At 64.9% G+C, this 19,107-nt stretch carries 15 protein-coding genes; 5 read left to right on the forward strand and 10 right to left on the reverse strand.

Features of this window, described 5'->3' with window-relative positions:
* Window positions 1-169: 169 nt before the first annotated feature.
* The 5 genes from AC5P9I_RS09190 to AC5P9I_RS09210 are packed head-to-tail and all read right to left on the reverse strand — an operon-like array spanning window position 170 to window position 5,540.
* On the reverse strand, window positions 170-1,297 hold the full coding sequence (locus tag AC5P9I_RS09190) for an N-acetylglucosamine-6-phosphate deacetylase (protein WP_049468854.1): 1,128 nt from the start codon (window positions 1,295-1,297) through the stop codon (window positions 170-172).
* Complete coding sequence (locus AC5P9I_RS09195; protein WP_049468965.1) at window positions 1,294-2,070, reverse strand: DeoR family transcriptional regulator; 777 nt, start codon at window positions 2,068-2,070, stop codon at window positions 1,294-1,296. Before AC5P9I_RS09195 ends, AC5P9I_RS09190 begins: the two co-directional genes overlap by 4 nt.
* A gap of 33 nt (window positions 2,071-2,103) precedes the next feature.
* Entirely contained in the window at window positions 2,104-3,438 is a 1,335-nt protein-coding gene (locus AC5P9I_RS09200) for a D-tagatose-bisphosphate aldolase, class II, non-catalytic subunit (RefSeq protein WP_049468856.1), read from the reverse strand.
* Between the two features lie 16 nt (window positions 3,439-3,454).
* Window positions 3,455-4,393 (reverse strand): ROK family protein, encoded by a 939-nt coding sequence (locus AC5P9I_RS09205; protein ID WP_495217358.1) that lies wholly within the window; start codon window positions 4,391-4,393, stop codon window positions 3,455-3,457.
* A complete protein-coding gene (locus tag AC5P9I_RS09210; protein WP_049468860.1) occupies window positions 4,386-5,540 on the reverse strand; it encodes an SIS domain-containing protein in 1,155 nt (384 codons plus the stop codon). The genes AC5P9I_RS09205 and AC5P9I_RS09210 overlap by 8 nt, the downstream gene beginning before the upstream one ends.
* Before the next feature lie 322 nt (window positions 5,541-5,862).
* On the opposite strand from AC5P9I_RS09210, the gene AC5P9I_RS09215 reads away from it, so the two are divergent.
* The 4 genes from AC5P9I_RS09215 to AC5P9I_RS09230 all read left to right on the forward strand — a co-directional run bounded on the left by AC5P9I_RS09215 (window position 5,863) and on the right by AC5P9I_RS09230 (window position 14,363).
* On the forward strand, window positions 5,863-9,222 hold the full coding sequence (locus tag AC5P9I_RS09215) for a TIM-barrel domain-containing protein (RefSeq protein ID WP_235644837.1): 3,360 nt from the start codon (window positions 5,863-5,865) through the stop codon (window positions 9,220-9,222).
* 133 nt (window positions 9,223-9,355) lie between these two features.
* Window positions 9,356-12,331 carry a TonB-dependent receptor gene (locus tag AC5P9I_RS09220; protein WP_197591040.1) on the forward strand — a complete coding sequence of 992 codons (2,976 nt, stop codon included), beginning with the start codon at window positions 9,356-9,358 and terminating at the stop codon, window positions 12,329-12,331.
* 65 nt (window positions 12,332-12,396) lie between these two features.
* Window positions 12,397-13,752, forward strand: a complete 1,356-nt coding sequence (locus tag AC5P9I_RS09225) for a Gfo/Idh/MocA family protein (RefSeq protein ID WP_187756856.1) — start codon at window positions 12,397-12,399, stop codon at window positions 13,750-13,752.
* A gap of 95 nt (window positions 13,753-13,847) precedes the next feature.
* Complete coding sequence (locus tag AC5P9I_RS09230) at window positions 13,848-14,363, forward strand: DKNYY domain-containing protein (RefSeq protein ID WP_187756855.1); 516 nt, start codon at window positions 13,848-13,850, stop codon at window positions 14,361-14,363.
* 12 nt (window positions 14,364-14,375) lie between these two features.
* Here the strand turns inward: AC5P9I_RS09230 and AC5P9I_RS09235 are convergent, their stop codons facing one another.
* The 4 genes from AC5P9I_RS09235 to AC5P9I_RS09250 all read right to left on the reverse strand — a co-directional run bounded on the left by AC5P9I_RS09235 (window position 14,376) and on the right by AC5P9I_RS09250 (window position 16,623).
* Window positions 14,376-14,789, reverse strand: coding sequence for a DUF5615 family PIN-like protein (locus AC5P9I_RS09235; protein ID WP_495217359.1), 414 nt, complete (start codon window positions 14,787-14,789; stop codon window positions 14,376-14,378).
* Window positions 14,786-15,490 carry a DUF433 domain-containing protein gene (locus AC5P9I_RS09240; protein ID WP_049468866.1) on the reverse strand — a complete coding sequence of 235 codons (705 nt, stop codon included), beginning with the start codon at window positions 15,488-15,490 and terminating at the stop codon, window positions 14,786-14,788. The genes AC5P9I_RS09235 and AC5P9I_RS09240 overlap by 4 nt, the downstream gene beginning before the upstream one ends.
* A 266-nt stretch (window positions 15,491-15,756) precedes the next feature.
* Window positions 15,757-15,897 (reverse strand): hypothetical protein, encoded by a 141-nt coding sequence (locus tag AC5P9I_RS09245; RefSeq protein ID WP_478419028.1) that lies wholly within the window; start codon window positions 15,895-15,897, stop codon window positions 15,757-15,759.
* A gap of 183 nt (window positions 15,898-16,080) precedes the next feature.
* Window positions 16,081-16,623, reverse strand: a complete 543-nt coding sequence (locus AC5P9I_RS09250) for a hypothetical protein (RefSeq protein ID WP_478419027.1) — start codon at window positions 16,621-16,623, stop codon at window positions 16,081-16,083.
* Between the two features lie 1,363 nt (window positions 16,624-17,986).
* On the opposite strand from AC5P9I_RS09250, the gene AC5P9I_RS09255 reads away from it, so the two are divergent.
* The gene (locus AC5P9I_RS09255; protein ID WP_478419026.1) at window positions 17,987-18,295 is read left to right on the forward strand and encodes a hypothetical protein; all 309 of its coding nucleotides are present in this window, start codon (window positions 17,987-17,989) and stop codon (window positions 18,293-18,295) included.
* A gap of 253 nt (window positions 18,296-18,548) precedes the next feature.
* Here the strand turns inward: AC5P9I_RS09255 and AC5P9I_RS09260 are convergent.
* A partial coding sequence (locus AC5P9I_RS09260; RefSeq protein WP_495217360.1) for a phage portal protein occupies window positions 18,549-19,107 on the reverse strand: 559 nt, incomplete at its 5' end.

Genomic DNA, 19,107 nt, shown 5'->3' on the forward strand with positions numbered 1-19,107 from the left:
CGGCGTATTCCTGGAATAACGGGGATGGTGCGTGGCTGGGGCATTTTGCTTGCGCGCTTCATGTAGAGCCGGGCCATGCTCGGCTTGCCGCGCGAAGCACGGCGCGGACGTCATCGATGTCGGTACGAAAAGCAGCCGAGCATGGCTCGGCTCTACAAGAACGCAGCCATCAAGCGTCTGCGGCGTTCAGATCGACTACCCGCCCACCGACCACCACCCGCTGCAGGCGCAGCTCGGCGTCCAGCACCACCAGGTCGGCGCGGGCGTCGGGCGCGATGCGGCCGCGATCGCCCAGGCCCAGGTAGTCGGCCGGGAAGGTGGAAACCCGCTGCGAGGCATCGGCCAGGTCCAGGCCGACGCGCACCAGGTTGCGCAGTGCCTGGTCCATGGTCAGCGCGCTGCCGGCCAGCGAGCCGGTGGCCAGGCGCACGCAACCGCCACACTTGTGCACGCGCTGCTCGCCCAGTGCGTACTCGCCATCGGGCATGCCGGTGGCGGCAGTGGCATCGGTCACCGCGTACAGGCGCGGGATCGCGCGCGCAGCCAGGCGGATCACGCCGGGGTGGATGTGCTGCAGGTCGGGAATGATCTCGGCGTACTGCGCATGCGCCAGCGCGGCCGCAGCGATGCCTGGGCGATAGTGATCGACGCCGGTCATGCCGTTGAACAGGTGGGTGAAGCCGGAGGCACCCGCTTGCAGGGCAGCCACGCCCTCTTCGTAAGTGCCCGCACTGTGGCCGAGCTGCACGCGGATGCCCAGTGCCGACAGTGCGGGAATCAGCGCGGTGTGCTCGCCGATTTCCGGCGCCAGTGTCATCACCCGGATCGGCGCCAGCGCGTGCAGCTGCTGTACCAGCGCCAGCGTCGCCTCGATGGTGCGGTTGGGTTGCGCGCCCAATCGCTGCGGGCTGATGAAGGGGCCTTCCAGATGCACGCCGGCGATGCATGCCGCATCGGCGTCGGGCGCGGCCATGGCGGCGGCCACACCCTGCAGCGCGTGCGCGATCTCGTCCAGGCCGGCGGTCATGGTGGTGGCCAGCAGCGTGGTGGTGCCGAAGCGCAGATGGGTGCGGGCGATGGTGCGCGCCACGTCGCCGCCCTGCATCAGGTCCACGCCGGCCGCACCGTGCACATGCAGGTCGATGAAGCCGGGCAGGATCACCGGCAGCTGCGGGTCATCAGCGCCGCTGTGGTCATCCACCTGCAGCTGGCGCACATGCGAATCAAAATGGACGTGGCCGCGCCGCCAACCCAGTGGGGTGAGGATGCGGCCGTGCAGGGAACGGGTATCGGTCATGCGGGAGGCTCGGCGATGATCACGTCGATGCCCAGCCGCTGCAGTCCCTCGCGGGTTGCGTCGTCGATGCCGGCGTCGGTGATGATGGCGTGGATCTGGTCCAGGCGGGCGATGCGGTGCAGGCTGACGCGGCCGAACTTGGAGGCGTCGGTCAGCACCACGATGCGGCGCGCGCGCTCGACCATGCGGTGGTTGAGGCGGGCTTCGGCTTCGTCATGGGTGGTCAGCCCGAACTGCAGGTCCAGGCCATCCACGCCCAGGAACAGGGTGTCGAAGCTGTACGAGTTGAGGCTGGCTTCGGCCTGGCTGCCCTGCAGCGAGAGCGATTGCTGGCGCAGCAGGCCGCCGGTCAGCAGCACGTTGATGCCCGGCGCGTTGGCCAGTTCCCAGGCGATGTTCAGGCCATTGGTCATCACCGTCACGTCGCGATGCGCGCGCAGGTGGCGGGCCAGCGTCATCGTGGTCGAGCCCGAGTCGATGATGATGTTGTCGCCCGGCTGCACCAGGCGCGCCGCACAGGCGCCGATGGACTCCTTCAGTGGCAGGTTCAGCGCATCCTTCTCGTGGATGTCCTGCTCCTGTGGCGGGGTGCGCACCAGCGTGGCACCACCGTGGGTACGGTTGGCCAGGCCCTGCGACTCGAAGTGGGTCAGATCGGCACGGATGGTCACCGCCGACACGCCGAAGCGCTCGACCAGATCGGCCACCTGCACCGAGCCGTGCTCGATCAGCAGCTGCAGGATCTGTTGCCGGCGGGAGCGGGTGTTGCGCATGGCCATTCTCGGTTTCGCGGGGAAAGGTAGAGATTAGCTGTTCGCAGGAACGCCGGCAGCCGAACCTGCGTCGTGCCTGCGGTTACCGGCGCGGTTGCCGCTGCAGGCGCGGGCATATTCGCCCAGGCACAGGCCGATGCGGTGCTGGACCAGTGCGGTGGGGGTGTTGGCCAGCGTGCCCTCGCGCACGGCGCGGTACTGCTCCGGCAGGTACTGGCTGAGCAGCACCAGCGGCGGCGCGTGCTGTTCCAGGTTGGCGAACAGGGTCTGCACCGCCTGCACCAGCGCCGGCTCGCCCCAGTAGTAACGGCAGCGGTCGCTGAACGAGTAGCTGCGCAGCAGGCGCAGTGTGGCGTCATCGCCGTGGTAGTAGGACTGCCAGTACTTCGGCTGCGCCACCATCACCGCGTCCAGCACCTGCGGCAGGCGCGAGCATTGTGCAGCCGGCAGCAGTTCGGCCTCGATCGCAGCCAGCGCGAACAGCGCCTCGCGATAGGCGAAGGTGGCCGCCGGGCCGACCTTGAGGATGGCGAAGTGGTCGCGCACCAGGGCGTGCAGGCCGCTTTCGCGCTGGTAGTCGGTGGAGTGCGCTTCGAACACGATGCGCGGCTGCCGCTCGAGGAAGTCGGCCAGCGCATGGGCGGCCTCCGGGTTGTACTCGTGCACGCTGCTGTGGTCGAAGTCCACGCCCGGCTGCACCACCATCGCGATCACGCGCTGCCATGCATCGCGCAGCTGTGGCGTATCGAACGCCTGCTGGTGGATGGCCAGGGTCTGCGCGGCGGCGGCCGGCGTGGTCACCTGCAGGCCCTCGGCCAGCGAGGCTTCACCCCCGGGAATCGGCACCTCGGTACCGATCACGTAGACCGGCGGCGGCAGGCCGTGTTCGGCGGCGGTGCGTTCGGCAATCTCGGCCAGCTCGGCCGAACGCGCGGCGACGACGGCATCGGGCAGCGGCACAGGGTCATCGGCGCAGGACATGCTGCAGTCCAGGTGGATCTTGTGGAAACCGGCGGCGACGTAGGCTTCGATCAGCACGCGCGCGTGGGTCATCGCTTCGGCAGCCGGGCGCTTCTGCCAGGCATTCGGGCCGAGATGGTCGCCGCCCAGGATCAGCCGCTCGCGCGGGAAGCCTTCTTCATCGGCCAGGGCGCCGACGTAATCGCGGTACTGCGGCGGGGTCATGCCGGTGTAGCCGCCGAACTGGTCGACCTGGTTGGAGGTGGCCTCGATCAGCAGCACGGTGCCATGGGCCAGCGCCACGTGCATGGCGGCGCGTAGCACCTGCTCGTTGCTGCAGCAGACGCTGTACAGGCCGACGTTGGCGCCGGCGCGGTGGGAGGCAAGCAGGGTCTGCAGCGAGGACATGGTCAGGCTCCGGACATCAGGAAAACGAGGGTTGGCAGGCGAGCAGCGCGGCACCGCGTGCGCCACCGGCATCGCCGAAACGCGGCGGCACGATCGGTGGTACCTGCACGCCATGGAACAGATGGGCCGCGATGGCCGCCGGCAGCTGCTGGTACAGCGGCGCGTACTGCGAAAGGCCACCGCCGAGCACGATCACATGCGGGTCCAGCGCCAGCACCAGCGCGGCCAGGCTGTGGCCGAGCAGGTCACGAGGGATGTCCAGCGCCTGGCGCGCGCGCGCATCGCCGGCCTCGGCCAGGGCAATCACCGCGCTGGCGTCGGCGGCGCTGCCACCGAGATGGCGTTCGATCATTGCTACGCCACTGCCGGAGACATAGCGCTCCACGCAGCCCTGCAGGCCGCAACCGCAGTCCAGCAGCGGCAGGCCGTGGCGCTGCAGCAGGTGGCCGGGCACGCTCCAGTGGCCCCATTCGCCGGCCAGGCCGTTGAAGCCGGACAGCAGCCGGCCCTGCAGGCAGAAGCCGCCACCGGCACCGGTGCCGAGGATGGCGCCGAACATGCTGGGGTAACCGTCAGCCGCGCCGCCGTGCGCTTCAGACAGGGCAAAGCACTGCAGGTCGTTGCCGAAATGCAGTGGGCGTTGCAGCCGCGCCTGCAGATCCTGCGCCACGCATTGGCCGGTCAGTGCGGGCACGTTCGCACTGAGCTGGCGGCCACTGCGGCGGTCGCGCACGCCGGGCAGGGCGATGCCGATGGCCGCATCGCTGCGGCCGAGGGCAGCGTCCGCCTCGGCGACCAGCGCCACCACCGCCTGCAGGAAGCCTTCGTAGTCCCCTTGCGGCGTACCGACGCGGCGACGCCAGGTGACCTGCATCGCCGCATCGCATGCCACCAGCTCGATCTTGGTGCCGCCGATGTCGATGCCATAGCAGGCGTGGGCGATCAGCTCAGCCATGGTGGATGGTGACGCCCTTGACGACGCGGTTGACGGTGCCGTCCGGGAACGGGTTGTCCGGGGTCAGTCCCAGCGCGGCCGAGCGCTGCAGTGCGAACAGCTGCGCAAAGCCCAGCCACACCGGCGCCAGCCACGGATCGTCCAGCGGCGGCACGCTGAGGGTGTAGTCGTCGTCGGCGCCGATGTCCGAATGCGGGCCGATCGCCAGCACCTGGCCCGCTACGCCGTCGCGGCGCAGCTCTTCCAGCAGGTCCTGCTCGTAGCGGCGCGCCAGTGGCTGCACGCTGCGCAGCACCACCACCAGGGTGTTGCCATCCAGCGTCGACTTGGGGCCATGGCGGAAGCCCAGCGGCGTGTTGGCCAGTGCCAGCACGCGGCCGGCGGTCAGTTCCAGCACCTTCAGCGCGCACTCGCGCGCCAGCGCTTCCAGCGGGCCACTGCCGAGGTAGATCACACGGTTGAACGGGCCTTGCGCCAGCGCAGCCACCGGTGCATCCCACTGCGCCTGGCCTTCGCGGGCCAGCGCAGCGATCTGCTTCAGGCGCGCCACGCGCGCATCCCACGGAGAGCGATCGAACACCGTCAGTGCGGCCAGCAGCATGCAGGTCAGGCTGCTGGTCATGGCGAACGCGCGGTCGCAGCTGGCCGACGGCATCAGCAGGGTGCAGGTATCGGCACGGCCGGCGCCACGGCGGGCCAGTTCGCCATCGGCGTTGCAGGTGATGTCGAGGAAGCGCGCGTCATCCACGTCGCTGCGCACGCGATCCACCGCTGCCACGCTTTCCGGGCTGGAACCGCTGCGGCCGAACGAGACCAGCAGGGTCGGGCGGTCGCGCTGCAGGTACAGCGCCGGGTGGGTCAGCAGGCTGGTGGTGTGCACCACGCGCACCTCGGCCGGCCAATGCGCGTTGATCGCGTCGGCCACCATCTCGGCGATGAAGCCGGAGCTGCCAGCGCCGGTGAACAGCACGCGCTGGTGGGGGTCGTTGAGGCTGTCGCCAAGGAAGGCCTGCAGGCGGTCGCGGGCACGCGACAGGTCCAGCGCAAGGGCTTCCCACAGCGCAGGCTGCTGGGCGATTTCGGTAGCGGTATCGGCTCCGCCCAGGCGCTGCCAGGCGGGGACATCGGAAAGCAGGGTGGCGTCCATTCGGAGGTTCCAGTTAGGCCAGCGCACCATCTGCGTTTTCTTTCGAAATGTCAAACATCGAAAGTAAAAAGAAAGAAAACGGGTGGGCGACTTTTCCCGGCGCACGGACCGCAGGAAAACGAAAGGGTGGGCGGAATGCCGTATCGCACAATGCTTAACAGGCGCCTGCAAGCGCTTACACAAAGTACTGCAACGCAACAACTTTCGTTTCACTGGAATATATCTTCCTTTTTCCTTTCAATTTGTTGACATCTTTCGAATCGCTGCCCTAGAGTCGGCCCAACCGCTTTCGAAACGCCCGGTGAACGGGTTGGGAGTCCGCGTGGAAAACTGCGTTCGTCGCTCGCCGCTGATGCTGGCCCTGTTGCCGGCACTGATGCTGGCGTCCATGCCGTCCCGGGCCGAGCCGGTCGGCAACCTGCGTTCGGTCAGCGCCAGCGACAGCCGCGACGGCGTGCAGGGCTGGGACCTGCAGACCGACAAGGGCGCGCGGATCCGCATCGAACTGCCGGCCACCGACATCATCCGCGTGCAGGCAGGCCGCAACGGCACGCTGACCGGCGCCGGCGACAAGGCCGCACCGATCGTGCTGCCACAGCCCAAGGCGAACGTGCAGGCACAGCTGGAAGAAGACGCGCAGGAAATCCGCGTGCGCACCGATGCGCTGGTGCTGCATGTACAGCGGCAGCCGCTGCGCCTGCGCCTGGAACGGCTGGACAACGGCCAGCCCACCGCGCTGTGGCAGGAACTGCAGCCGCTGGACCTGGATGCCACGCAGAGCGTGCAGGTGCTGTCCTCGCAGGCCGATGAGGGCTACTTCGGTGGTGGCCAGCAGAACGGCCGTTACCAGTTCAAGGGCCGCGAGCTGGACGTGTCCTATTCCGGTGGCTGGGAAGAAGGTGATCGGCCGAGCCCGGCGCCGATGCTGCTCAGCAGCCGTGGCTGGGGCATGCTGCGCAATACCTGGAGCGATGGCAGCTACGACCTGCGCCAGAGCGACCAGGCCACGCTGCTGCATCGCGAAGACCGCTTCGATGCCTACTACTTCGTCGGCGCGGACCTGCCCAAGCTGATCGAACGCTATACCCAGCTGACCGGCCGCCCGAACATGGTCGCGCGCTGGGCGCTGTCCTACGGCGATGCCGATTGCTACAACGACGGCGACAACAGCAAGAAGCCCGGCACCGTGCCCGAAGGCTGGAGCGACGGCCCGACCGGCACCACACCCGATGTGATCGACAGCGTGGCCAAGCAGTACCGCGCCCACGACATGCCCGGTGGCTGGATCCTGCCCAACGATGGCTACGGCTGCGGCTACAAGCAGTTGCCGGAAACGGTGAAGGGGCTGGCCGGCTACGGTTTCCGCACCGGCCTGTGGACCGAGAACGGCGTCGACAAGATCGCCTGGGAAGTGGGCAAGGCCGGCAGCCGCGTGCAGAAGCTGGACGTGGCCTGGACCGGCAAGGGCTACCAGTTCGCGATGGACGCCAACCGCCAGGCGTTCAACGGCATCCTCGACAACTCCGATTCGCGCCCGTTCCTGTGGACGGTAATGGGTTGGGCCGGCATCCAGCGCTACGCCGTAGCGTGGACCGGTGACCAGAGCAGCAGCTGGGACTACATCCGCTGGCACGTGCCGACCCTGGTCGGTTCGGGACTGTCCGGCATGGCCTACGCCAGCGGCGACGTCGATGCGATCTTCGGCGGCAGCGCCGAGACCTTCACCCGCGACCTGCAGTGGAAGGCGTTCACCCCGGTGCTGATGGGCATGAGCGGCTGGTCGTCGAACGCGCGCAAGCACCCCTGGTGGTACGACGAGCCCTACCGCAGCATCAACCGCGACTACCTGAAGTTGAAGATGCGCCTGACGCCATACATGTATGGGCTGGTGCACGAGGCCGCGCAGACCGGCGCGCCGCCGGTGCGTGGCCTGATGTGGGACCACCCGCGCGATCCGCATGCGCAGGATGAGACCTACAAATACCAGTTCCTGCTCGGCCGCGACCTGCTGGTGGCGCCGGTGTACCGCAGCCAGGCGGCCAGCCGTGGCTGGCGCCGCGACATCCACCTGCCGGCCGGCGGCTGGATCGACTACTGGGATGGCCGTCGCGTGCTGGCCGGTGCCGACGGCCGCCAGCTGGACCGCCAGGTGGACCTGGCCACACTGCCGGTGTTCGTGCGTGCCGGTGCGATCCTGCCGATGTACCCGTCGATGCTGTTCGATGGCGAAAAACCGCTCGATGAAGTGACCTTCGACCTGTACCCGCAGGGTGATTCGCAGTACACGCTGTACGAAGACGATGGCAACACGCGCCGCTACCAGCAGGGTGAGTCGAGCACGCAGCAGATCCGCGTGCAGGCGCCGGCGCAGGGCAGTGGCCCGGTGCAGGTGCAGATCGACGCCGTGCAGGGCCAGTACAACGGCCAGCTGGCCCAGCGCCGCTACGGCCTGCGCGTACTCAGCCGGCAGGCACCACGTGCGGTGCCGGCCGGTGGCCGCGTGCTGCCGGCGCTGGCCGATGCGGCAGCGCTCAACAACGCCAGCGAAGGCTGGTACTTCGATGCCAAGGAGCGCCGTGGCACGCTGCATGTGCGTACCGCCACCCAGGACATCCGCCAGCCGCTGCAGCTGCAGCTGGACTTCGCGGTGGCGGCAGCGGCCGCCGATGATGCCTACCCGGCCGCACCGGTGCTGGGCCGCGAACTGCCGGCCGACAGCCTGCTGGTGGTCAACCGCCCGGCCGAAGAGCCCGGCCACGCACTGGAGAACGCCTTCGACGACGATCCGGCCACCTGGTTCCGTAGTGTGCGCAACCAGGCCGTGCGCACCGGCGCCCACGAGTGGGTGATCGGCTTCGGCGAGCGGAAGATGATCGATGGCATCGACATCGCGCCACGCAACGACAAGAACTGGAAACACGGCCAGGTACGCGACTATGAGGTGTACCTGGGCGACAGCAACGGTGAGTGGGGCGAGCCGATCGCCCGCGGCCGCCTGCAGTTGAAGGAGGGCGTGCAGCGCATCGACTTCCCGGCGCATGCCGGCCGCCTGCTGCGCTTCCGCGTACTGAGCGTGCAGAACCCGGAAGGCGACGGCGCCAGCAGCACCGACCCGATGGTCACCGCCGCCCAGGGCAGCGCCCGCGCGTTCGACGCACTGCAGCCGCGCGACGTCGGCCCGATCGCGCTGTCCACTTTCCACATCCTCGAACACCAGGAACCAGAACGACCGGCCCGGCAGCGCTATCTCTCCGAGCTGCCGGTGCCGGCCGCGCTGGCCAGCCAGCTGCGCGCCGACCAGTCGTTCCGTGGCGACGCCGGCATGCGCATGAACGGCCTGCAGTTCCGCCGGGGCCTGGGTGTTGGCGCCAACAGCCGGATCGACCTGCGCCTGCAGGGCGGCTGGCACCTGCTGCGCGCCGATCTCGGCATCGATGACGCCTGCCGCAACGCCGGTGGCCTGCAGTTCCAGGCCTGGGGCGACAACCGCCTGCTGTACGACAGCGGCCTGGTGAAGGCGCCCGGCGTGGTCAAGCCGGAGCTGGACATCCGTGGCCTTTCCACCCTGAGCCTGCGCACGCTGGGTGCGCAGGGCAGCCAACCCGCCCAGGTCTGCGCCAACTGGGCCAACGCCGTACTGATCGGCCAGGAGGGCGACTCCGCCAGCATCGTCGCCCCATGACCCCCTCGTAACACCGCTCCTCCCCCCGCCCATTCCGACCATGGCCCTGGTGGCCGTGGCCCGGGAGCGTTTTGCCCGCCGAACGCCCACGCGCTCACTTATCGCGCTGCACCCCTGCCAGGAGAGAACCCCGATGTTGCCCGCCCGCCACCACCGCCCCCCCTGTCGTTCGATCGCTCCGCTGTCGCTGGCCATCGCCGGCGTGCTGCTGTCGGTTGCCGTTCCTGCCTTCGCCCAGGAGAGCAAGGACAAGGCCACTGACCTGGCCCGCATCGAGGTCACCGGCTCCAACATCCGCCGCACCGACGTTGAAACCGCCTCGCCGGTGCAGGTGATCAGCAAGCAGGACATCCAGAACATGGGCGCGCGCACGCTGCTGCAGGTGCTCGACAACCTGCCGGCCGCACGCCCGGCGCAGCAGGATGCGCGGTCGCTGTTCACCGGTTCCGACGGTGCCTCGCAGGCCAATCTGCGTGGCCTCGGTGCCCAGGGCACGCTGGTGCTGCTGAACGGTCGCCGCCTGTCGTACTACGGTGCACCGGCCGGCTTCCAGACCCAGTTCGTCAACATCGATGCGATTCCGGCCGCGGCCATCGAGCGCATGGAAGTGCTGACCGACGGCGCCTCGGCGGTGTACGGCACCGACGCGGTGGCCGGCGTGATCAACGTGATCACCAAGCGCAACTTCCAGGGTGCCGAGGTCAGCTTCACCAACGATACGTCCTCGCGCATCGACTCCTACGGCGAGCGCCAGGCCAGCATCACCGCCGGCTTCGGTGACCTGGCCGAGAACCGCTTCAACATCTACGGCGCGGTGAACATGTACCGCCGCGACGCGATTCCGCTCAGCGACTTCTACGACAAGCGGCCCGACCAGTATTACGTCAACAACCCGAACTACCTCAACAACCTGCGCCTGGGCGTGGGCAGCAAGCCGGGCGAGTTCAACCCGGGTACCTACTTCGCGTTCGATCCGGTCACCGGCCGCCGCGTGCAGGAAGCCGCACCGGGCTGCAGGAACGTGCTGACCAGCGAAGCGGCCGGCCCGCGTTGCGTCTGGGAAACCTGGATGAACAACGAGATCGATGCCGGCGCCAAGTCCGAGCGCAACACCGCCTACCTCAACGGCACGTTCCTGGTCGGCGACAACACCGAGATCTTTGCCGAGGCCACCTACACCGACATCGACCTGCGCGCCAACGGCGGTACGCCGCGCACCTACGGCACCACCACCGGCAACCCGACCAGCTGGTTCTCGCGCAATACCGGCAACACCGTCAATCAGTTCCTGTACCCGTTCCTGGGCCCCAACAACGAATACAACCACGCCAGCCCGCAGCTGAAGGCAATGATGGGCGGGGTGGTCGGCCTGAACTACCTGCTGCAGGATGCCGGCCCGAACTACTTCGGCCAGCGCAACACTGACAAGAGCTACCGGGTACTGGCGGGCGCACGTGGCAATGTGGGTGACTGGAACTGGGAGACCGCATTCGCCAGCGCTGGTACCCACTCCACCACCTACCAGACGATCAACGTCAACACCAAGGGCTTCGAGAAGGCCTTCGGCCCATACACGATCGATCCGGGCACCGGTCGGGTGATCATCTCCGATCATCCGGCGTACAAGTTCGGCGAGATCAGCGAAGCCAACGCCGCGCTGATCCGTGAAGCGTTCCCGACCTTCGACATCCAGTCGTGGACCCGCCTGCATACCCTGGACGGCAAGATCGAAGGCCCGCTGTTCCAGCTGCCGGCCGGCGAGATGCGCGCCGCATTCGGCTTCAACGCCAGCCGCGAAACCTTCTACACCCCGGGCAACGCCGATGCGGCCAACGGCCTGATCACCCAGCAGGGCGGCTCGTGGTTCGACGGCAAGCGCAACACCTACGCGCTGTTCGCCGAGACCGTGGCACCGATCACCGACAAGCTGGAGCTGGACGCCGCGGTCCGCGTGGACAAGTACCCGAACTTCAGCGCCAACGTCGCGCCGAAGATCGGCTTCAAGTACCAGGCGTTCGACCAGCTGATGCTGCGCGGCACCTATTCCACCGGCTTCCGCGCACCGAGCCTGGCCGAGTCCGGCAATGGCGGCGTGTTCGCACAGCTCGGTGGCTTCCGTGACGAACTGCGCTGCGGCGAGACCAATGCCATCGCCAACCTGCTGCTGAAGTCGCAGCGGCCGGGCGACGTCGATCTCGGCAAGACCCTGCTGAACGTCGATTGCAGCCGTACCGTGGCGCGCATGACCCAGCCGAACAAGGACCTGAAGCCGGAGAAGGCGAAGATCGCCACCCTCGGCTTCGTCTACGAGCCGGCCAGCTGGCTGTCGGTGTCGGCCGACTACTGGTTCATCTACCGCAACAATGAAATCGTCGCGCCGGACTATCGCCGCATGGAAGACATCATCTCGATGTCGCGCTCGCCGATCACCGACAGCGACCGTGCCAACCTGGCGCAGCTGGCGGCCATGTGCGCCGATCCGGCCAGCGGCGTGAGCTGCCCGTCGGTGCTGCCGGGTTATTCGGCCGGCAACGTGGCCAGCGTGGTGGGCCAGTACAAGAACCGTGGCAAGACCCTGATCGACGGCTTCGACATCGACGCACGCAGCCGCTTCTCGCTGGGCGACTGGGGTAACCTGAACATCGGCCTGGCGGCCACCATCGCCAACCGCAACCGCTTCTACATGGACGCGGAGAACGGCTGGTACTACGGCGACGTGGTGGGCTACTACAACAACCCGCGCCTGCGCGCCACGCTCAATGCCGACTGGACCTACAAGCAGGTGACCACCAGCATGTTCGTCAACTACGTCGGCGGCACCAAGTGGGCCACCGACCAGATCGACGAAGAGAGCAACAACAAGGAAACCTGCACCGGCGGCTACCTGGCCCTGCAGGAGAGCAAGTGCGATGGTGCACCGTCGTGGTGGACCGCCAACATGAGCGTCACCTGGCGCCCGGATGATGCCTGGAACCTGAGCTTCACCGTCAAGAACCTGTTCAACCGCCTGCCGTTCTACGACCCGAACAGCTTCCTGGGTGACTCCAGTGACTACGCAACCATCTTCGGCCGTGGTTACAGTGTGACCATCGGCTACCGGTTCAAGTAATTCCGTTTGCGTGACCTGGCGTGCCGGCTGTGGCCGGCACGCTGCCAAGAGGAGAGATGTCTGCCATGAAGCGTAGGGAATTCATCGCGGCCAGCGCCGCTGTCGCCGCCAGCAGCCTGCTGCCGCAGAGCCCGGCCTGGGCACGCGGGCGCAAGGTGCGCCTGGCCATGATCGGCACCGGCATGCGCGGGCTGGTGCTGCTGAAGGAGCTGGTGCGCCGCGACGACGTCGAAGTGGTTGCCCTCTGCGATATCGAGCCGATCATGCTCGGCCGTGCCACAGAGATGGTGGCCAAGGCGGGCAAGCCGGCGCCGAAGACCTATGGCCAGGACCGCGACACCAACGCGTGGAAGCGACTGCTGGAACAGAAGGGCATCGATGGCGTGATCATCGCCACGCCGTGGGAATACCACGCACCGATGGCGATAGCCGCGATGCAGGCCGGCGTGGCCGTCGGCTGCGAAGTGGTGGCCGGCATCACCCTGCAGGACCACTGGAACGTGCTGAAGACCCAGTTGAGCACCGGCACCCCGTACATGCTGCTGGAGAACGTCTGCTACCGCCGCGACGTGATGGCGGCGTTGCAGATGGTGCGCCAGGGCCTGTTCGGCGAGCTGGTGCATCTGCAGGCCGGCTACCAGCACGACCTGCGCGGCGTGAAGTTCAATTCCGGTGACCCGAACCAGCCCTACGACAGCGGCGTGGAATTCGGGCCCAAGGGCTGGAGCGAAGCACGCTGGCGCACCGAGCATTCGGTGCAGCGCAACGGTGAGCTGTATCCCAGCCATGGCATCGGCCCGTGCGCGATGTACACCGGCATCAACCGTGGCAACCGCTTCACCCACATCAACGCTTTTGCGGCCAAGGCGCGCGGCCTGCACGAATACACCGTGGCCAAGAGTGGCGGCACCACCCACCCCAGCACCCAGGTGAAGTTCAAGCTGGGCGATATCGTGACCACCACGCTGGCCTGCGAGAACGGCGAAACCATCCTGCTGCAGCACGACACCTCGCTGCCGCGCCCGTACTCGATGGGCTTCCGCGTGCAGGGCACCAAGGGCCTGTGGATGGACGTGAACCATTCGATCCACATCGAAGGCCGCAGCCCGCCGCACCAGTGGGAAGAGTTCAAGAAGTACCAGGACCAGTACGAGCACCCGCTGTGGAAGCAGAATGCCGACACCGCTGCCAGCGCCGGCCACGGCGGCATGGACTGGTTCGTCATCCATGCCTTTGTTGAAGCGCTGAAGGCCAAGGCACCGATGCCGATCGACATCTACGATGCGGTGACCTGGAGTGCGATCACGCCGCTGAGCGAGCAGTCGATCGCCAACGGTTTCCAGACGCTGGAGTTCCCCGACTTTACTGCTGGTGCGTGGAAGACGCGCAAGCCGATATTTGCGTTTGACGGCAAGTACTGAGGTTCATCCCTTCCATGCGGTGACTGAAATGCCGGGCGATGCCCGGCGTTTCTGTTTGCATTGGTGCATTGGCATCCATAGAGCCGAAACCACGCTTGGCTGTCTTTCCACCCGCGATTGACCGCGACAGCTTCCGCCAGTGCGGTGATTACTGGCTGGACAAGCGCAATGTCTACTTCGAATACGGGACGTCGCTGAAAGCCTTGGCCGAAGCCAACTGCGCCACCTTCGGCAGTATGGGCGGCTACGGTGCCGACGATCACGGCGGCTGGCACTGCGGCCGACGCATGAAGCACTGCCTGCGCGGCGATCTGCTGCAGACAATCCCGCAGGATCCGCTGTACGCCGTTGACGACAGCAGCGTCTATTGCGACGGGAAGCCTCTGCCCGGCGTGGATCACGCGCGCTGGCGGCTGCTGGATGGACACTTCTCGGGCGATGGCAGCCGCGTCTACTACTTGGAACGGAAGCTGCCGCGCGTGGATGTGGCGTCGTGGCGTCTGTTGCAGGGGAGCTGGCCGCGGGACCATAAACACCTGTTCCATATGTTCATGATCGAGACCGACCCGATGCTGCGTGCACAGCATGGTTTCACGGATGATGAGGGTTGACGCGCGAAGCGGTTACCGTGACACCTTGATCTGCGTCAGCCGTCCCCCGGACGCCCTGGCATGCGGTACGCGGAACATTGCACCAGGTTGCACGAGTTCGGCCTGCTGCATCATCTTGGGCCACCACTCCAGAAGCCGCGCTGCGCGCTCGTAGTGGTTGAAGGTGCTCCAGCCCTTGGCCAGAACGAATACGGTCAGGCCGAGACGTGCGATCGCCTCGCGCTCTGCGGGCTTGCGATGATGATGATCCTGGGTAACGTGTACGCGGATGCCACGCTGGGTGGCCGCGTCGAAGAGCTCCAGGTCAGTAGTACCGGGCATCACGAACTCCCTCACGTGGAAGACTTCGTGTTCGTCCGTTCCTGCAATGGCGTCGATGGCCCGGGCCATCGCGGGCGGAAGATTCTCATCGATCTGCGCCTTCAAGGCGCGGCTCGATTCTCGAACTGCAGTGCTTTCTTCACTGCAGTCAGAGGTAGGTCATACAGCCTGGCCACGCGACGCTCGTCGCCACCTTCGGCGCGCAGCGCCTCGACAATGGCGATGGTAGGAACGCCCGATTCGGCAAGGATGGGCTGACCAAAACTGCGCTGTGGATCAAATACCACCGCACGGGAGCCCTTCAGTGGGAACCATCGTTCGGCTCGATCATCGATGCCCAGTTCGATGCCGTCACGCAGCGAAGGTGCGATGACCTTGCGCATCACGTCCTGGCGCTTCACCACATCCACCAGTGCGGCATCGCCGCTGTCGCCCACGAGCTCCATGAAAATGCGGCGCCCATCGGTCTTGAAGCTCGTGCTGGTGAAGGGGTACTCCTTACCGAGCCGCTCGTTCAGCTCGACAATGGTTCGCCGCACCAGGTTGAGGGGCACGCCACATGCGACGAATGTGCGGACGAAGCGCAGCTCGATCAGATCGCGAAAGCCAATGCCGTCGATCTCTGAATCAGCCCATTGCGACTTCCACAGGGGAGGGTGGGCTTCCGGCTTCCCGTGCTTCCGGCCATGGTAGCCCTTCAGCCACCGGCGCAGTTCCGACGAGCTGCCGCCAATGAAGCGCGCGGCATCGGCGTAGGAATAGAGACCGACGCCGAGGCTGTCCTGTGCTGGCAAGGCGATACCCATGGCGCCGAGTCTACTCAATCGGAATGGAGCTGGAGTACAGAGTCACATTCTGCGCCCTGCGAGGCTCATAAACTGAGAACGGAGACATGCGCGGGCGAATCTGCCAGGTGAGTGGCAGGCCGAAGCCGACAGAAAAATGGCGCGCCCGGAGGGATTCCAATATGCCTGCAAAACCATTGCTATCAAAGGAGAGGTGGATCCATTGCAGGCTAGATTACCGCCATAGTTACCGCCATACGTCACGCCCTACGTACAAGGATTCAGCGTCACCGCGCCTTTGGCGGCGCTGCGAACTCCTGGATCAGCAGCGCAAGGAAGCGGCACATAGCGCTTAGCGACCATAGCAGCGTGATGCATATCGTCGCCAGCAGCAGAAGCGCGAGAAGCGTGAAGATCAGGTATCCCATACGCAGCGATCTACCAGAGTGGGAGGGGGTGCGGCCGCGCTGGGTCGGGAGGACACGTTGCGATAGCACTAATTTCATGTGACTAGATTAGCGGAGTCGGCCTTGATCTATCGCTAAGCCAGCCGCCAAGGCCATCGGGTCAGAATCACCTTCGCAGGAAGTCGTCTGAAGGAAGCGCCGAACTCACGGCGAGTTGGGATCTTCAGTTCCTACCCGACGCGACACACCTAAGTCTGCATCGGGCTTTGGAACGCCCGGAGCCAAGATCACGGCACGCTCAATCCGAGCTTGCTCGATGCGAATGGAATGGCTGCCATGGTCGCTTCCCGTGGTCGCGGTAACAATGAGAGCAGCAAGAGAAATTATAAGAGCCAGCACTGAGAGTCCGCGTGTCCAATTGAACCTTCTATGCTCTAGCTCCAATGCTGAGAGGATGGCAGCCAGGTAAGGGAAATCAACCGCATGGCGGAGATTTCCAACTTTAATTGCAAAAAGGTGCGCCTCAGCGACATTGGGTTTTGACCTAATTATGTACTTTCGATCCAGGTGACGGAGGTAACCAAAAAGGAGGTGCCTGTCTACCTTAAGTGCATCAGCCACTAGGCTGACGTCAATCTCAATGAATATCTCCGCCAACTGATCTAGCGCCTTCTTATGGATATAACTATCGTAATAAAGATCATAGATAGATCTAAGTACGACCTGCTCTGGCGGAATCTTCTTCATATCGATTACTTGATGGACGGGAGTTCCGAATTTTCGCGGCTTGACCAACTAAGTCAAGCCTAATTTTTAGCTTCGATATATTAAGTCGCTATTGCGGGCGGGGCTGCAGACGCAGGCATGATATGCACTAGCGATGCGACTCTATGCGCACCGCCTAGACAAGCTCGGCGGTGCGGTAGGGCGTGCTTAGATGAGCGCCGGCAGCGGCAACGATGGCGAGCCTAGAGCGCTCCCGGCGCGCGCACTTGTCTCCCCGCCACACCTGCGCACTTCGTGGGATGCTTTTTCTGCACCACCTGCACATGGGCCAGTAACAGACCCAGCAAGGCTTGCGGGGGCACGGAGGGGTCACCCCGATCCCTGCGAATCCCTGCACCCAGGCAGGGGATCGAGGGGGCGCTGAACGGCCAGAGGGACGCAATACGCGCAGTCGCAACGGAATGGAGAAATGAGGGCATCCGATAGCGTCCAAGAAGAAAACACCACTAATTGCAGCGTTTCAGGAAAGCTATGAACTGAGGTTGTGGAACACTTTTTTGGTTACAGCCCCTGCACAGGCACTGTTGGCCCTCTCCGACCGCCACTTCTCTTGTCTACCAGCGGTCTCGCCGATTTACCTGCTGTCTTGCCGCCTGCCATTTCCTGCCTGAGATTTCTGACTGACGGTCTTTGTTGGTTACATTGGTACGCTGGTTACACCGCGTCACATTTCCATGTATATCAATGATTTGCCGTTGATCTGCGTGCGTACCAGCCGTTGGGACGACTGGTTACACTGGTTACAGTCGGGACGCAGATAGGCGCACCGCCGCCTGACTGTCTGCAGGACGGCGCCCTCCAGCTATCGCAACGATGGCTGATTACGTAACTGGCCTAAAGCCGCCTGACGCGTCGACCCGAAGTCGGGCAGTCCGGCTCGGTCAACCTCAGTTACGCGTTCCACGGAACGACATGCTCCATCTCAGCGAGGGGCAACTCACGGCGGGCCTGCTTGCGCCTGCCCAGCCTCTCAGCGACGCCGAATGTCAGCTGCGTGGATGGCTCCTCAACATGTGCAGGCAGTCGGTCATAGCGCGGAGGGCGGTGTCGGCCACTGCTGGCGCTGTTCTTCAGAACGGCCCTAGGCCGATCCAATCACCGCGAAGTATGCCCGCGTTACAAAGGCCAAATCGTGCCATCTGGATATACACAATAATTATAAAAAACGAGAAGGCACTTGCTGGGTGGAGCATCCAAATTGGATGCGTACTAACATTCTACTAATTTAATTTAAAGATGGCCTTGTTGCATTCGGGGTCGTTTTGGATATTATGCGCTGGCCGAGGACCCCCCCCGGCCACTTATAAACTCTAAGAGGTAAATAATGAGCAATTTCTCTACGCAAATTCGCGATTTCGCAGATGATGCCATTGAAAGCATTAATTCTGTATTGGGCCTTGAGCCTCGAAGTGATTTCGTCAAGGAGCATACCGGATTCCCGTCAATGGACGAGCTACTTGCGTCGGCGGGTGTTGATGCGAGTCAGAATCAAGCTCTAGCCGAATTCTGCAACTCCGCAGATGCGGATACTTTGATTCAAAAAGTATCTAAATTTGAATCCTGGCAAGATTTCCTTGGCTCGGCGCTTCAAGACGCATTGGAACATAGCGGCCTGAGCAAAAAGGGCTTCTAGCCTGCGACATAATCAGTTCGAAAGATGCATCGAGCTTTAGCAGATACGCGGCCGCGACTGCACGGGCCGATGGGCCGCCGACTCGTCGGCCACGTCGGCCACGTCGGCGATCCACCACCAGCCATCCGCGCGAGCCTGGCGGCACGCGCCCCAATGCTGAGCGACGCAGGGTGTGCTCGGCTCGTTGCTTCCTTGGTACTCCCATTGGGAGCCGTAGCAGACCGATTGGTCACCAACGGTCAGCAGCTTGTCGTCAGGAGGCACTGCCTAGGTCAAACGGGGCGAAGGTAATGACCTCCTCGCCGATCCATTCGTTAGCCATGGCCATCCGCGATTGCAGGGGTGCCAGTTCCATCGACGCCCACACGCTGGCCGCATCCCGAATCGAGCCGAATCCACCCGCATTCTGAGGCACGATGCCCAGCAGCTGCGGGGGGATGCGCAGCGCAGCAAGAATGTCATCGCGGGTCACGCGCTTGATACCGGTGAACTCATCCTTGGCCGCCACTTCGCTGATCGGGATCAGCTGCAAGCCATCCTTCTTGCCGTTGGGCGAATGCACGAACAGGTTGCGGAAATTGCCCGGCCCACGCGAGTCCCGCAGCGCTTCACGCAAAGCGTCCACGTCCATGCCCTCCGGCTGCGGATCGGTCATGTAGAGGATGAACCCCGCGTGCGAGCCGTTGGTGTAGTACCTGCGGCGGAACAACGTGGCCGATTCGTTGAGCAGCGCCGACTGAACCACGGCCAGCCACTCCGGCAACCCGTAGATTTCCTGATCAGTATCGGCCTCGCGCAGCTGGTGCACAGAG

The organism is Stenotrophomonas sp. YJH_SMC_29, assembly GCF_059371235.1.

Excerpts from the sequence above, each read along its gene's own strand:
- AC5P9I_RS09190 (WP_049468854.1), bottom strand. The coding sequence starts at position 1,297 with ATGACCGATACCCGTTCCCTGCACGGCCGCATCCTCACCCCACTGGGT.
- AC5P9I_RS09195 (WP_049468965.1), bottom strand. The coding sequence starts at position 2,070 with ATGCGCAACACCCGCTCCCGCCGGCAACAGATCCTGCAGCTGCTGATC.
- AC5P9I_RS09200 (WP_049468856.1), bottom strand. The coding sequence starts at position 3,438 with ATGTCCTCGCTGCAGACCCTGCTTGCCTCCCACCGCGCCGGCGCCAAC.
- AC5P9I_RS09205 (WP_495217358.1), bottom strand. The coding sequence starts at position 4,393 with ATGGCTGAGCTGATCGCCCACGCCTGCTATGGCATCGACATCGGCGGC.
- AC5P9I_RS09210 (WP_049468860.1), bottom strand. The coding sequence starts at position 5,540 with ATGGACGCCACCCTGCTTTCCGATGTCCCCGCCTGGCAGCGCCTGGGC.
- AC5P9I_RS09220 (WP_197591040.1), top strand. The coding sequence starts at position 9,356 with ATGTTGCCCGCCCGCCACCACCGCCCCCCCTGTCGTTCGATCGCTCCG.
- AC5P9I_RS09225 (WP_187756856.1), top strand. The coding sequence starts at position 12,397 with ATGAAGCGTAGGGAATTCATCGCGGCCAGCGCCGCTGTCGCCGCCAGC.
- AC5P9I_RS09240 (WP_049468866.1), bottom strand. The coding sequence starts at position 15,490 with ATGGGTATCGCCTTGCCAGCACAGGACAGCCTCGGCGTCGGTCTCTAT.
- AC5P9I_RS09245 (WP_478419028.1), bottom strand. The coding sequence starts at position 15,897 with ATGGGATACCTGATCTTCACGCTTCTCGCGCTTCTGCTGCTGGCGACG.
- AC5P9I_RS09250 (WP_478419027.1), bottom strand. The coding sequence starts at position 16,623 with ATGAAGAAGATTCCGCCAGAGCAGGTCGTACTTAGATCTATCTATGAT.
- AC5P9I_RS09255 (WP_478419026.1), top strand. The coding sequence starts at position 17,987 with ATGAGCAATTTCTCTACGCAAATTCGCGATTTCGCAGATGATGCCATT.